This is a genomic window from Thermomonospora catenispora (assembly GCF_006363815.1).
Classification (GTDB): domain Bacteria; phylum Actinomycetota; class Actinomycetes; order Streptosporangiales; family Streptosporangiaceae; genus Thermomonospora; species Thermomonospora catenispora.
Window position 1 is genome coordinate 71,498 of record NZ_RRYT01000011.1, and the last position, 14,793, is coordinate 86,290.

Annotated in this window: 9 protein-coding genes; 6 read left to right on the forward strand and 3 right to left on the reverse strand. The window is 73.6% G+C overall.

The features are described from left to right. Positions 1-130 precede the first annotated feature (130 nt). Positions 131-1,222 (reverse strand): acetate/propionate family kinase, encoded by a 1,092-nt coding sequence (locus tag EIO00_RS11110; protein WP_140177870.1) that lies wholly within the window; start codon positions 1,220-1,222, stop codon positions 131-133. 83 nt (positions 1,223-1,305) lie between these two features. Continuing rightward, complete coding sequence (locus EIO00_RS11115) at positions 1,306-3,681, reverse strand: phosphoketolase family protein (protein ID WP_175596190.1); 2,376 nt, start codon at positions 3,679-3,681, stop codon at positions 1,306-1,308. Positions 3,682-3,854: 173 nt separating this feature from the next. On the opposite strand from EIO00_RS11115, the gene EIO00_RS11120 reads away from it, so the two are divergent. The 4 genes from EIO00_RS11120 to EIO00_RS11135 all read left to right on the forward strand — a co-directional run bounded on the left by EIO00_RS11120 (position 3,855) and on the right by EIO00_RS11135 (position 10,661). Further along, positions 3,855-4,706 carry an acyl-CoA thioesterase gene (locus EIO00_RS11120; RefSeq protein ID WP_161602696.1) on the forward strand — a complete coding sequence of 284 codons (852 nt, stop codon included), beginning with the start codon at positions 3,855-3,857 and terminating at the stop codon, positions 4,704-4,706. A gap of 176 nt (positions 4,707-4,882) precedes the next feature. Continuing rightward, a complete protein-coding gene (locus tag EIO00_RS11125) occupies positions 4,883-5,419 on the forward strand; it encodes a hypothetical protein (RefSeq protein WP_140177873.1) in 537 nt (178 codons plus the stop codon). 206 nt (positions 5,420-5,625) lie between these two features. Continuing rightward, a complete protein-coding gene (locus EIO00_RS25615; protein WP_140177875.1) occupies positions 5,626-6,786 on the forward strand; it encodes an FKBP-type peptidyl-prolyl cis-trans isomerase in 1,161 nt (386 codons plus the stop codon). 1,655 nt (positions 6,787-8,441) lie between these two features. Beyond that, complete coding sequence (locus EIO00_RS11135) at positions 8,442-10,661, forward strand: transglycosylase domain-containing protein (RefSeq protein WP_241661273.1); 2,220 nt, start codon at positions 8,442-8,444, stop codon at positions 10,659-10,661. A gap of 166 nt (positions 10,662-10,827) precedes the next feature. Here EIO00_RS11135 and EIO00_RS11140 read toward each other — a convergent pair whose 3' ends face one another. Next, positions 10,828-11,223, reverse strand: coding sequence for a hypothetical protein (locus EIO00_RS11140; protein ID WP_140177876.1), 396 nt, complete (start codon positions 11,221-11,223; stop codon positions 10,828-10,830). 249 nt (positions 11,224-11,472) lie between these two features. Between EIO00_RS11140 and EIO00_RS11145 the strand changes: the two genes are divergently transcribed. After that, positions 11,473-14,379: an SseB family protein gene (locus tag EIO00_RS11145; RefSeq protein ID WP_140177878.1), complete on the forward strand. Its 2,907-nt coding sequence runs from the start codon at positions 11,473-11,475 to the stop codon at positions 14,377-14,379. After that, positions 14,376-14,744, forward strand: a complete 369-nt coding sequence (locus EIO00_RS11150) for a hypothetical protein (protein ID WP_140177880.1) — start codon at positions 14,376-14,378, stop codon at positions 14,742-14,744. Before EIO00_RS11145 ends, EIO00_RS11150 begins: the two co-directional genes overlap by 4 nt. Positions 14,745-14,793 lie beyond the last annotated feature (49 nt).

Below are 14,793 nucleotides of genomic sequence, written 5' to 3' on the forward strand. Positions count from 1 at the left end.
TGGATCGACAGGAAAGTGAACGCGAGGACCCAATCTAGCGCGCCTGGAGGAAAAATTGTGGCATAACCGATTCGCACGGTCGCGCGGCGTAACGACGGCCTCGTGCCAACGGCCTCGTACTAGCGGCGTACTAGCGGCCCAGCACCCGACGCACCCCGGCGGCGATCTCCAGGTCCTCCCGGGAGGTGACGACGAGGGTGCGGACGGCCGCGCCCGGGGCTGTGACGTCGGCGTCGCCGCGGGCGGACCCGTTGGCCCGCTCGTCCACCGCCACCCCCAGATACGCCAGCCCTTCGGCGACCTCCCGCCGCAGCCGGGCGTCGTGCTCGCCGACCCCGCCGGTGAACACCAGCGCGTCCATCCCGCCGAGCGCGGCGGTCATGGCGGCGATGCACCCCCGCAGCCGGTGCAGATAGACCGCCAGCGCCAGGCGGGCGTCGGCGTCGCCCTCGGCGGCGCGCCGCCGGATCTCCCGCATGTCGCCCGTGCCGGCCAGCGCCCGCAGCCCGGAGCGGCGGGTGAGGGTCTCCTGCAGCTCCGCCGCGGAGATCCCCTGCGCCAGCAGCCACAGCAGCAGGCCGGGGTCCAGGCTGCCGGGCCGGGTGGCCATGACCAGCCCGTCCATCGGGGTGAAGCCCATGGTGGTGTCCACCGAGCGGCCCCCGGCGACGGCCGCCAGCGAGGCGCCCGCCCCCAGATGGCACACCACCGTCCGCAGCGCGGCCGGGTCGGCGCCCAGCAGCCGCCCCGCCCGGCGGACGGCGTAAGAGTGCGACAGCCCGTGGAACCCGTACCGCCGCAGCCCGAAGCGCTCGCGCCAGGCGGCGGGCAGCGCGAACGTCGCCGCGGCGTCCGGCATCCCGGCGTGGAAGGCGGTGTCGAAGCACGCCACCACGGGCAGGTCCGGCAGCTCCCGCCGGATCTCCCCCAGCGCGTACAGCGACAGCGGCTGGTGCAGCGGCGCCAGGTCGGCCAGCTCGTGCAGCCGCTCGGTCACCCGGTCGTCGATCAGCACCGGCCCCCGGTACTCCGCGCCGCCGTGCACGAACCGCACGCCGACCGCGTCCGGGGCGGGCAGGCCCGCCAGCGCGCCGGCCAGCACCTCGCTCTCCCGCCGGACCGGGCCCGTGCTCAGCTCGGCGTGTCCCACCAGGGAGTCGTCGTCCTCCAGGACGCTGATCTTCAGGCTGCTGGATCCGGGATTGACCGTCAGCACCCGCATGGGCCGTTCCTCCCTTCGACGGGCCTCCTGCGACGGGCCTCCTGCGACGGGCCTCCTGCGACGGGCCTCCTGCGACGGGGCCGTCAGCCGGGCCAGACCCAGTCGGTGACGTCGGCGGGGTCCCGGCCGTGTTCACGGGTGTGGGCGCGGTGGCGGCGGCGTTCGTCCGTCATGTGCTGCCGCACGTGCCCGGCCCGCCCGCCGAGCCCGGGCACCCGGTCGATGACGTCCATGACCAGGTGGAAGCGGTCCAGGTCGTTCAGCATCACCATGTCGAAGGGCGTGGTGGTGGTGCCCTCCTCCTTGTAGCCGCGCACGTGCAGGTTGGCGTGGCCGTGGCGGCGGTAGGTCAGCCGGTGGATCAGGTACGGGTAGCCGTGGAAGGCGAAGATCACCGGTTTGTCGGTGGTGAACAGCGCGTCGAACTCCGCGTCCGGCAGCCCGTGCGGATGCTCGGTGTCGGGTTGCAGCCGCATCAGGTCCACCACGTTCACCACCCGGACCCGCACCTCGGGCAGATGGCGGCGCAGCAGGTCCACCGCGGCCATCGTCTCCAGCGTCGGGACGTCCCCCGCGCAGGCCAGCACCACGTCGGGGTCGGCGCCCGCGTCGGTGCTCGCCCACTCCCAGATGCCGATGCCGCGAGCGCAGTGGAGGGCGGCCTCCTCCATCGACAGCCAGCTCGGCGTGGGCTGCTTGGCGGCCACCACCACGTTGACGTAGTCCCGCGAGCGCAGGCAGTGGTCGACCACCGACAGCAGGGTGTTGGCGTCCGGCGGCAGATAGACCCGGATGATCTCGGGTTTCTTGTTCATCACCACGTCCAGGAAGCCGGGGTCCTGGTGGGTGAAGCCGTTGTGGTCCTGCCGCCACACGTGCGAGGACAGCAGGTAGTTCAGCGAGGCGATCGGCTGCCGCCACGGCAGGCTCCGGGCGACCTTCAGCCACTTGGCGTGCTGGTTGAACATCGCGTCCACGATGTGGACGAAGGCCTCGTAGCTGTTGAACAGCCCGTGCCGGCCGGTCAGCAGGTAGCCCTCCAGCCAGCCCTGGCACAGGTGCTCGCTGAGCACCTCCATCACCCGGCCCGACGGTCCCAGATGCTCGTCGGTGTCCCGCCGTTCGGCCCGCCACACCCGGTCGGTGACCTCGAACACCGCGTCCAGCCGGTTGGAGGCGGTCTCATCGGGGCCCATGATGCGGAAAGTCCCGGGGTTGCCGACGATCACGTCCCGCAGGAACCGGCCCAGCACCCGGGTGGGCTCGTGGGACGCGGCCCCGGGCCGGTCGACCGGCACCGCGTGGTCGCGGAAGTCCGGCATGGCCAGCGGACGCAGCAGGAGGCCTCCGTTGGCGTGCGGGTTGGCGCTCATCCGCCGGTCGCCCTCCGGCGTCTGGGCGCGGACCAGCGGCACCGGCGCGCCGCTCTCGTCGAACAGCTCCTCGGGCCGGTACGAGCGCAGCCACGCCTCCAACCGGGCCAGCCGCGCGGGGTCCTCGCGCACCCCCGCCAACGGCACCTGGTGGGACCGCCAGGTGCCCTCGACCGGCAGTCCGTCGACCTCCCGGGGACCGGTCCAGCCCTTCGGGGTGCGCAGGATGATCATCGGCCAGCGGGGCCGGGACCCGTCGCCGCCCTCTCGCGCCGCCCGCTGGATCGCCGCGATCTCGTCCATCGCCCGGTCCAGCGCCCGGGCCATCTCCCGGTGCACGGTCTCCGGGTCGTCGCCGGACACCACGTAGGGGCGGTGCCCGTACCCCTCGAACAGGGCCAGCAGCCGGGCCTCGGGGATGCGGGCCAGCACCGTCGGGTTGGCGATCTTGTAGCCGTTCAGGTGCAGGATCGGCAGCACCGCCCCGTCGTGGACCGGGTCCAGGAACGCGGTGGAGTGCCAGCTCGCCGCCAGCGGCCCGGTCTCGGCCTCCCCGTCGCCCACGATGCAGGCCACCACCAGGTCGGGGTTGTCGAACGCGGCCCCGTAGGCGTGGGCGAGGGCGTATCCCAGCTCGCCGCCCTCGTGGATGGATCCGGGCGTGTGGGGGGCGACGTGGCTGGGCACCCCGCCGGGGAAGGAGAACTGCCGGAACAGCCGCCGCATCCCCGTCTCGTCCTGCGGCACCTCCGGGTAGATCTCGCTGTAGGTGCCCTCCAGCCAGGCGTTGGCGACCGCGGCCGGTCCGCCGTGCCCGGGGCCCATGACGTAGATCATGTCCTGGTCCCGGGCCTTGATGATCCGGTTCAGGTGCGTGTAGCAGAAGTTCAGGCCGGGCGTGGTGCCCCAGTGCCCCAGCAGCCTCGGCTTGATGTGCTCGGGTCTGAGCGGCTCGCGCAGCAGCGGGTTGTCCAACAGGTAGATCTGCCCCACCGACAGGTAGTTGGCGGCCCGCCAGTGCGCGTGCAGCGCCCGCAGCTCCTCGTCGGCGAGGGCGGGCGCGGTCGGTGTCATCACATCGGTCATCGGCCCGTTCCTCCCTGCCCGGACGACTTCGGACGGCCCGTCCGCCTTGCCCCTCATGGAGGGAACGCTCCGACCCTGCCCGCGAGCAGGCGGAACGAACCCGCCGGCGGACCCGAACCGGACGGGACCTTCGGCGCATGCCACCATGGCGGGCAAAACCGAAGGGGATTCCAATGCCGGACGAGACCTCGGAGGGAGCGCCGGGCGAGGCGGCGGACGTCCGCTCCGCCGTCGCCCGGCTGTTCGCCCTGCAGCCGCTGGACGGCGACGTCTTCCTGGTCGCCCCCGACGGGTACGGCCGCGAGCGGCTGTTCGGCGGGCAGGTCGCCGCGCAGAGCCTGCGCGCCGCCTGCCTGACCGTCCCGCCCGACCGCCCGCCGCACTCGCTGCACGCCTATTTCCTCCGCCCCGGAACGCCCGGCGAGCCGCTGCGGCTGGAGGTGCACCGCACCCGGGACGGGCGGGCGTTCTCCACCCGACATGTGACGGCCGCCCAGGGCGGCAAGCCGATCTTCGAGATGGTGGCCTCGTTCCACGACCCCGAGCCCGGCTACGACTGGCCGCCTCCCGAACCGCCCCGCGTCCCCGCTCCGGAGGAGCTGCCCCGGCCGGAGGCGCTGCGGCGGATGCGGCATCCGCGGATGTTCGACATCCGGACGGTACGCACGCCCCTGCCCGGCCGCTTCCCGCTGCCGCACCCGTTCTGGATCCGGCTCGCCGACCGGCTGGAGGACGACCGGGGACTGCACGCCTGCCTGACCACCTACCTGTCGGACATGGCGGTGGTCAGCAGCGCCCGCGCGCCGGGCTCGCCGCGCCGGCTGGCGCAGGCGGTGACCTTGGACCACGCCGTGTGGTTCCACCGGCCCGCCCGCGTCGACGAGTGGCTGCTGTACTCGGTGGACCCGGTCGTCAACCACGGCGCCCGGGGCCTGGCCCGCGGGTCGCTGCACACCGCGGACGGCGTGCTGGTCGCCTCGATCGCCCAGGAGGCGCTGCTGCGCCCGGCGGAGGAGCGGCGCTGAGGCCCTGAGCCGTCCCCCGCGCCGCCCTCGGCCTACCGCGGCGGGAGCATGCGGGGGCGGGCCGGCTGCTCCCCGCGGGGCAGCGGGGAATCCGCCGCCCGTGCGACGACGGACGCGGGACCGCGCGGCGAGTCTGCGGAGAGTACGCCCGAAGACCTCGAGCGAGGGAGCCCGCGATGTCCGTCGTCGAACGCCCCGCCCGCGCCGCCGCGCCGAGGATCCGGCTGCGCCCGCGCGCCCGCAAGGCCCTGCTGCTCCTCCATATCCTCGCCTCGGTCGCCCTGGTCGGAGAGGTCTGGGCGCTGACCGTGCTCGACCTCACCGCCACGCTGACCGACGACGCGGGACTGGCCGAACACGCCTACCGGCTGCAGACGCCGCTGGTCCGCGCCGGCGGCATCCCCTTGAGCATGATCTCCCTGGCCAGCGGGATCGCGTTGGGGCTGGGCACCCGCTGGGGCGTGCTGCGGCACGTGTGGGTGGTCGCCAAGACGGCGCTGCTGGTCGCCGTGATCCTGATCGGCGCGCTGCTGTCGCACCCCGAGGAGCTCGCCTCGGCCCCCGCCCTGACCGCCGGGCGGCAGTGGGCGCAGAACGCCGAGGTCGCCGCCCAGCTGGCGATGCTGCTGGCCGCCACCGCGCTGTCGATCTACAAGCCCGGGGGCCGCCTGCCTCGTCGCCGGACCCGGAACGGTGCCATCCCGCGCGGTTAGACTGCCTTGGGCACGGCTCCACATCCCGGGGTCTCGACCGGTCCCAGGATTGGTGGGATTCACCGCTCCCATCCGGTTCCGGCGACCGGTCCGGGCCGATACATTCGGTCCGATCTTGCCCGCACGGTTTCACGCTCTCTTTAGGCCGGTGGCGGCAAGGTGTGGTGTGCTCTTGAGGTGTCGTCTAGCCGGAGACAGTGAGGAAAATGCCCGAGGATGACAAGCCGGACAGCGGGCCGCCCCCGGCCCCGCGCCTGAAGGCCAAGCTGCCGAGCCCCCAGGGCATCAAACCGTCGAACTTCACGCCGCACGGCATCAGCGCAGGACGCGACCGTCGGATCCCTGCCCGCCCCTCTCCGCTGACCGCGGCGCAGGCGCGCCGCCGACGGCGGATCATGATCGCCGGGCTGCTGGCGGCGGCGCTGGCGGTGAGCGGCGTGGGCTATTGGTGGTTCACCCGTCCCGGCCCGACCCTCGAGGTCACCGGCGCGTTCGGCAAAGAGCCCAAGGTGAAGATCCCCGACGAGGTGCGGCCCAGCGGGTCGTACTCCGCCAAGGTCCTCATCCAGGGCACGGGCGCCAAGCTCGCCGCCGACGACGTGGTGTACCTGCACTTCGCCTACTACCGCTGGCTCGGCACCAAGCCCACCCCCTCCGCCGGAATGGGCGAGGACGAGGATCAGGAGGACGGCAACAAGATCGCCAGCAGCTACGCCCAGGGCGGGCCCCGCGGGCTGGCGGTCGGGCGCAAGGACGCCACCGGCCTGGACAAGGCCATCGACAAGGCGCTGATCGGTCAGGCGGTCGGCAGCCGGGTGATGGTGGAGATCCCGCAGAAGGACATCGGCGAGGAGGCCGCGCAGTTCGGGCTGCAGAAGAACGACTCGCTGCTGTTCGTGCTGGACCTGATCAAGGCGTTCCCCTCGACGCTGCCCGACGAGCAGAAGAAGTTCTCCGAGGACGGCCTGCCCACGGTCACGGCGGAGAAGGGCAAGGCGCCCGAGGTGAAGATGCCCGACGCCGAGGCCCCCGGCAAGCTGGTGGTCAAGACCCTCATCAAGGGCGAGGGCCCGGAGCTGGCCAAGGGCGACGAGGCGATGACCCACTACAAGGGCCTCATCTGGCGGACGGGCAAGGAGTTCGACTCCTCCTGGAAGCACGGCTTCCCGCAGCAGTTCGAGATCGGCACCGGCAAGACCATCCCCGGCTTCGACAAGGGCCTGGTCGGGGTGAAGGTCGGCAGCCGAGTGATGCTGATCGTGCCGCCCAAGGACGGGTACGGCAAGAAGGGCAACCCGGACGCCGGCATCAAGGGCGACGACACACTGGTGTTCATCGTGGACGTGCTCGGCACCGCGCCCAAGTGATCCACGATCGTATTGCCGAGACGGCGGCGGACTTCCGGACGGGAGTTCCCGCCGTCTCGCCGTTCCGGGTCGCCCACCGGGCGGCCGCGGGGCGCCGTTCGTCTCCGTGCACCGACCGAACGGCGTTCACGACAACCTTCGAAGGGTGTTGACCGTCGTCAATGTGGAAGCCATCGAACGTGAGCGTTGACGCACCGACACAGCGGACGATCTCGGCGGGCATCCGTCATCGGACCATCACGGGGGGCGAGTGAGCAGCAGCGGCAAGGGATCCGACGAGACCAGGGCCGGTCGCAGGAAGGATCCGCCGACCCCCGACCCCGCGGACGACGAACCCGCCGCCTCCGCTCCCGGTTCCTCGTCCGCTCAGAACCCGCCCGTCGTCACAGACCCCTCTTCCACCGACCAGATGTCCACCGACCCCGAGAGCACCGCACCTGAGACCACCGGCCCCGAGACCGCTTCCGAGACCACCGACTCCGAGACGGCCGAGGCCGTCGAACCCGAGGGCGCCGAGACCGAGGAGACCGGCTCCCGGGAGGCCGACCCGGGGACCGCCGCGCCCGAGGACACCGCGCCCGACCCCATCGAGCCGCAGGCCGCCCCCGCGAACACCGGATCCGAGACCGCCGAGCCCGACCCCGCCCCCGAGGGCGATGCGACCGAGGCCGCCGAGCCCGCGGTCGCCGGAGCGGCCGAGACCGCAGGACCGCCGGAGAACGCCGGGACCGAGGAGACCGGTTCCCGGGACGCCGGGGCCGGGACCACGCCCGAGGACACCGCACCCGACCCCATCGACCTGGAGACCGCCTCCGAGACCGATCCCGTCCCCGCGAACGGCTCCGAGGACGCCCCCGAGCCGGCCGCCCCCGAGGCNCGATCCCGTCCCCGCGAACGGCTCCGAGGACGCCCCCGAGCCGGCCGCCCCCGAGGCCGCCGGGTCCGCGCCGGAGGGCGCCTCGAGCGAGGCCACCGTCGTCGACCTGCCGGTCCTGGAGGACGAGGCCGCCGAGGACCGGTCGGCTCCTCCGCCGGCGGAGGAGCCGACGGACGGCGCCGCCCGGGAGCAGGCGCCCGCGGACGCCGCCGACGCGGGAGGGAACGCCGCGGACGAGGCCGCGGACGCCGAGCGGCCGACGGTCGGGCACGACGCCGGCCCGCCGCCGACGGCCGCGGCGGAGGACGGCCCCGAGGACGACCGGCCGGCCGAGGACGCCGCCGCGACGGCGGAGGACCCCACGGAGCACGCCTCGGCCAAGACCACGGCCGTCGACCTCCCGGTGATCGCCGAGGACGAGCCGCCCCGGCCCGCCGCGACGGCCTCCTCGGGGGACGCCGCCGCAGAGACCGCCGCCGCGGGAGCCGCCCCCGCGAACACCGCCCCCGCGGGCGCCGCCGAGGCCGCCACGGGCGCCGCTTCCGCGGGCACCGCCGCGGAGGCCGTCGCGGGCACCGCTCTCCCGGGCTCCGTCGGGTCGGCCGCGGAAACCGCCTCCGGCGGGGGTTCCGACAGCGGCGCCGGTGGGGAGGATCACAACGGATCGAACGCCGGCGGCACGGAGGCGAACTCCGAGGTCGTCACGGGCGTCAACAAGGACGTCGACAAGGAGAAGGTCGAAAGTCGCACGACCGGCGAGCCGGAGGGGGACACGGCTGTGGGGGCGGCTGCGGACGCGGGCGAAGGCCGCGGGAGCGGCAGGCGACGCAAGCCGCGCAGCCGAGCGGTGCGGATCGCCCGCCGGGTCGTCTTCGGGGTGCTGGGCCTCCTGCTGCTCGCGGTCACCGCGTTCACGGTGGCGTACCTGCTGACCCCGGTGCCCTCCCCGCAGGAGGACGCCATCGCGCAAGGGCCGGAGTTCTACTACAACGACGGCAAGACCCTGATCGCCAAGATCGGGGTGAACCGGCAGAAGGTCGACCTGGAGCAGGTTCCCGAGCACGTCCGCGACGCGGTGATCGCCGCGGAGAACCGCAGCTTCTACGACGACCCCGGGGTGTCGGTGCGCGGCACGATCCGGGCGTTCTGGTCGACCGTCACCGGCGAGCAGCTGCAGGGCGGCTCGACCATCACCCAGCAGATGGTCCGCAACTACTACCAGGGGCTGGGCCAAGAGCGCACGATCAGCCGCAAGTTCAAGGAGATCATGGTCGCGCTGAAGGTGGACAGCCAGCGCGACAAGGACTGGATCCTCGAGCAGTACCTCAACACGATCTTCTTCGGCCGGGACGCCTACGGCATCCAGGCCGCCGCGCACGCCTACTACAACAAGGACGTGAGCCAGCTGACCAAGGCCGAGGCCGCCTATCTGGCCGCGGCGATCCAGCAGCCCACCCCGTTCGGCGACCCCACCGGGGAGAACCGGGCGATGACCGAGGGCCGCTGGCGGTCGGTGGTGCGGGCGATGGTGGAGACCGGCGCGCTCACCCCGGACGAGGCCGCCCGGATGCAGTTCCCGATGCCGGTCAAGCAGAAGGTCACCGACGTCCTCAAGGGCCAGGTCGGCTACATGGTCCGGATCGCGCAGAAGGAGCTGCGCGAGCGCCGCGGCTACACCGAGGACGAGATCAACCGCAGCGGCCTGAAGATCACCACCACGTTCGACAAGCAGCTGATGGACGCCGCCGAGAAGGCGGTCAAGGCCAACCTGCCGAAGAACACCGGCAAGACCACCCTCACCGGGCTGGTGTCGGTGGACCCCAAGACCGGAGAGGTGGTCGCGTTCTACGGCGGCCGCGACTACCTGGTGGAGCAGCTGTCCACGTCGTTCGGGCACTGGGCCCAGGCCGGATCGGGCTTCAAGCCGATCGTGCTGGCCGCCGCGCTGGACGCGGGCAAGACGCTGAACACCACGGTGAACGGGGCCTCGCCGCAGTACTACAACGGGCATCCGGTCCGCAACAGCGGCGGCACCAGCTACGGCTACATCAACCTGGTCACCGCCACGCAGAACTCGGTGAACACCGCGTACGTGAACCTGGGCCAGGAGATCGGCCTGGACAAGGTGACCGATCTGGCCGTCAAGATGGGCATCCCCAAGGACCAGCTCACCCGTAACGGCGCCAACAAGGCGCCCACCTTCCCGCTCGGCGTGGCGTCGGTGCGCGTGGTGCAGCAGGCCGGGGTGTACGCGACGTTCGCCTCCGAGGGCGTCTTCCGCACCCCGCACGTGATCAAGTCCGTCAAGGAGCTCGACGGCGACGAGCACACCTACACCGAGAAGGGCAAGCGGGTGTTCAGCACCCAGGTGGCCCGGGACGCCACCTACGCGATGACCAAGGTGGTGGAGAGCGGCACCGGCACCGCCGCCCGGCTCTTCGACGGACGAGACGTGGCGGGCAAGACCGGCACCACCGACAACGGCAACGCGCTGTGGTTCAACGGGTTCATCCCGCAGATGGCGACCTCGGTGGCGATCTTCCGCAGCGACAGCCCCGTCAAGCAGGTCGACATCGGCGGCTACAGCGCCTACGGCGGCGTGCTGCCGGCGCAGATCTGGCGGTCGTACATGACCGAGGCGGTGTCCTTGAAGAATCTGCCGCCCAAGAGCTTCGGCCCGCCGTCCACCTACGCCCCCGGCGGCGGCGTCCAGGGACCGGCGCCGGACGCCGGCGACTCCACCGGCCGTCCGAACGGCCCGAGCGGGCCGGACCTGAGCCCGCCGTCCCGCGACGAGGGGCCCGGCACCGGCGGTCCGAGCGGTCCGGGCGGGCCTCCGGAGGAGCCGGAGGAGCCGCAGCTCCCGGAGCCGCCGTTCGAGCCGCCCACCGGCGGAGGCGGCGGCCGCGGCGGTCGCGGCGGCGACGGCGGCGACGGTCTCCGCGGGATGAACGCGCTGCCGCAGCAGAACGGCACGTTCACCGGCCGCCGTTCCTGAGCCCTTCCCGGCCCTGACGCCCTCCGGGGCTCGTCGACGGGCCGCGTGGGGCGCCTGTCCTCGGCGGCGGGCGCCCCACGTGTCCGAGATCACGTTCGAGGGCGTCTCCCAGGCCGCCGCGATCCAGGTCACCGCGGCCGGGCATCGCGACGGAGGCCGCCCCCGGTCACTCGCAGGCGGCGCCCAGATGGGCGGGGGTCCGGGAGAGGGCGGCGGTGAGCGGGGCCGCGTCCCCGGTCGCCAAGGCCTTGGCGGCGGTGCGCAGCCGGGCGGACTCCTCTTTGAGGGCCTTGCGCAGCGCGGCGTCCTCGGCGGTGTCCGCCAGGGCGTCGAAACGCCCGGCGAGCTGCTCGGTGACCTGCCTCCACCGCGCCGGCTCGTTGGCGGGGACCTGGTTGAGCCGGTTCACGAACTCCTGGACCGCGCGTCTGCTGTCGGCGCACACCTCCCTGGTGTTGCCGCCGAACATCCCGCAGCCGCCGGCGCCGACGGCCACCAGCGCCAGCAGCAGCGCGGCGGTCGTCCCCCGCACCGCACCGCCGCATCGCACCCCGTCACGCATCGAACCCTCCCAGAATGGACCCACCGGCGGTGCCCATCCTTGCGCATCCACCGCCGTGCACGCGTCCGTCCCGGCTCGGTGGAACACCTCCGATCGGCCGCCTACTCTGGGCCGAAGCACCGCCGTGCAGGACCGCTCGCCTGCTCGGGGGCGGGCACGTGCCGTCCATTCGCCCGTGTAGCGTATGCGGGTCCGTAAGTGTGCTCGGTGATATGGGGGCGCACTGAGCCTCACCAGGGGGTGGCGAACGTGGCCGACGCGTGGCGGCCGGCGAACGATCTCGAACACCGGATGCGGGACGCCGTGCAGGCCGGTGACCAGGAGACCTTTTTCCGGGTGCTGGCGCAGGCCGAGCTCGTCGTCCCCGTCCCGTCCGACCTGGTCGACGAGGTGCTGGCGGGACGGGCGCAGCCGCCGTGGCCGTCCCGCCGGGAGCGCGAACGGGTCCATGTGCTGGCGTTCACCTCGGCGGCGGCGATGCGGGAGAGCCTCGGCTCGGCCCATCGGCACTTTGTCACGCTCCGTTTTCCGGACGTGGCGGCCGCCTGGCCCGACGCCCGCTGGTGGCTGCTGGTCGACGCGGGCCTGCCGATCGAGGCCCGGCTGCCGTCGTGGTTCCTCACCCAGCTGGTCGAGGGCGACCCGCGTCCGCCGAGCGCCGGCCCGCTGACCGCGCCCGCCCCGGCCCCGCAGGCGCCGGAGGCGGCGGCGCAGGAGCCGCCGAACGCGGTGGTGACCGCCCGGCACGCCGCCGAGCCCGCCCCGAGCGCCTCCGAGCAGGCGTTCCAGCCCGCCAACGAGGTGGAGCGGGAGCTGCTGCGGGCGTTGGCCGACGACGACGAGGAGGCGTTCCTCAAGGCGCTGGCCGACGCGGAGGTGCTGCTGCCGGTGCCGCGGGAGATGGACTATGCGCTCAAGCCGGGCCGCGCGGGGTTCCCGTGGCGGACCGAGGAGGTGGAGGGGCACACCGTCGTCCCGGTGTTCACCTCGCCCGAGCGACTGCGCGACGCGGCCGGCGACGGCGCCGGGCAGGGCCCCGCCGAGCACATCACGGTGCCGTTCACGGCGGTGGCGCGGTACTGGCCCGACCGCGGCTGGGGACTGTCGGTCAACGGCGGCACCCCGGTGGGGGCCGTCCTGCCGGGCGACCGGCTGGCCGGGCTGTCGGAGTGGGCCGACCAGGTCGCCGCGCAGCGCGCGACCGAGGGCTTCGAGCCGCAGAACGACCTGGAGCAGCGGCTGGTCGAGGCCGCGGCCGCACCGGAGGGCGAGGCGTTCGACAAGGTGCTGGCCGGGGCCCAGGTCCTGGTGCCCGCCGATCCCGACACCCCGTGGGGGATCCGTCCGGACGATCCGGAGTTCCCGTGGCGTCCGGTGCCCGTGCGGGGCGTCCCGGCGATCCAGGTGTTCACCTCACTGCGGTGGATGCACGAGACGATCGGCCCGTCCCGGTTCGTCATGCCGGGGCTGTGGGAGATCCTGGCGGCCTGGCCGAACGACGAGTGGGCGCTGGTGATCGACCCCGCCACCCCGATCGGCACCGTGCTGACCGCCGACCGGATCCGGGAGCTGGCCGCGACGGCGGCCCCGGCCGCCGCTCCCCCGTCGGCCGCCGAACCGGCCCCGGAGCCTGCCCCGCAGCCGACCCCGGAGCCGGCCCGGGAGCCGGCCCTGGAAACGGTCCACGATCCCGCCGCGGACGCGCCGCAGGCCGCCGACCGGGCGGAGGAGGCGGCGCAGGACTGGGTGCCCGCCCGGCCCGCCGAGCCCGCCGCTCAGCTCTCCGAGCAGCCCGAACGGCCCGAGCCGGCGGAGCCGCCCGAGCGGCCCGAGCCGCCGTTCGAGCCCGGCAACCGGATCGACCAGGAGCTGCACGAGGCGGTGCTGGCCGGGGACACCGACGCGTTCCTGCGCGTGCTGCTGGCGGCCAACGTGCTGGTGCCGATCCCGGCGGACGCGCCGCTGGAGGTCTCCCCGACGCATCCGGAGTTCCGCTGGGCCGCGGCGATGCGGGACGCCACCACGGTGCAGGTGTTCACCTCGCTGCTGCGGCTGCGCGAGGTGCTGCCCGCCTCCCGGTTCGTGTACGCCGACTTCCGGGAGCTGATCCGGCACTGGCCGCGCTCGGACTGGCGGATGGCGCTGAACCCGGGCACCCGCATCGGGGCCTCCCTGGAGGGCGACCAGGTGCAGGCGCTCGGCGAGTGGGCGGTCCGGGTGGGCCTGCTCCAGCCGCGGCCGTCGGCTCCGCAGGCCCCGCCCCCGCAGGCCGCCCCGCAGCCGGCCGCGCCCGCCCCGTCGCCCGGTGCGCCGGCCCCGGCCTCCGACGACCCGGCCGAGACGGTGTTCGACCTGCCGCCGGTGACCGACGACATGCCGCCGCCGAACGACCCCACGGCCACCATGGTCGATGTGCCGCGGGTGGAGGACCCGCTGCGGACCACCGCCGACCCGGTGGAGGGCTCCGCGGGCGGCGACCCGACGCAGACGGTGATGGATCCGGCGGGGGCCGAGGCGGCGATGCCGCCGGCCGGCGCCGCCGAGCCGGTCCACCGGCCCCGGCGGCCCGAACGTCCGGTGGCCGGCGCGGTCCACGGGGGGCCGCACGCCGACCCCTCCGGACGGCCCCCCACCCTGCAGAAGGTCGTGCCGCACGGGCATGTCGGCTGGTATCTGGAGCAGGGCTATGACCGGATCGGCGGGTTCGTGCACCTGATGTCCGACGTGGCCGAGCTGCGGACCCCGGCGCAGCTGTACGAGGCGCTCGGGCTGCTGTACGAGGACTCGCCGTTCTCCCTGGACGACGAGGGCGTGTACGTCATCCGCTGGCCGGGGTACTGCCCGGACCTGTACCGCATCCCGTTCGGCGGCCGGACCGAGGAGGAGGTGCGATCCTGGGGCGAGGCCGGCTGGGTGCAGGAGCGGCCGCCGTTCCTGGGCACCGGGTTCGCCCCCGGCAGCGCCGGGTCGATCCGCGAGTACAAGGTCGACAGCGCCCGGCTGCCGCACGGGGCGGAGATGTACTACCTGGGCCGGGACGGGACCGAGCGGTTCGTGGCCATGTACGACCCCGATCGCCTGGCCTGGGTGCGCCCCGAGCAGGAGGAGTCCGAGGGGACCACGGAACGCGAGGACAGGGCGGAGGTCGGCCGATGATCCGTGACGGGTACCTGGCGACGTGGCAGGGAGTGGAGTACGAGGCCAGCCCGGGGGCCGACGGCCGGATCAGGCTGTACGCCGCCGGCCCCGCCGAGGGCTTCCAGGAGGTCCGGCCGGGCCGGCACTGCCGGGTGGTGCCCGCCGAGGAGGTGGAGTCGCTCCGGTACGTCCGCACGGCCTGCACCTGGCGCGGTGAGCCCTTCATCGTGGTCGGGGAGCACGACAACTGGCTGCGCGTGGAATACGCCGGAGGGCGGGCCCACGTGGCGGAGCGCCTCGAGCTCGACCGGATCGACCACGGGGTGTGGCAGGCCTGGGCGGCGCGCTCGGAGGTGGAGGACCTCCGCGAAGTGTTCGTGTGATCTTCACGCTCCGTTCCGGGTTGCCCATGAGGATGATCCATGTTCGGAT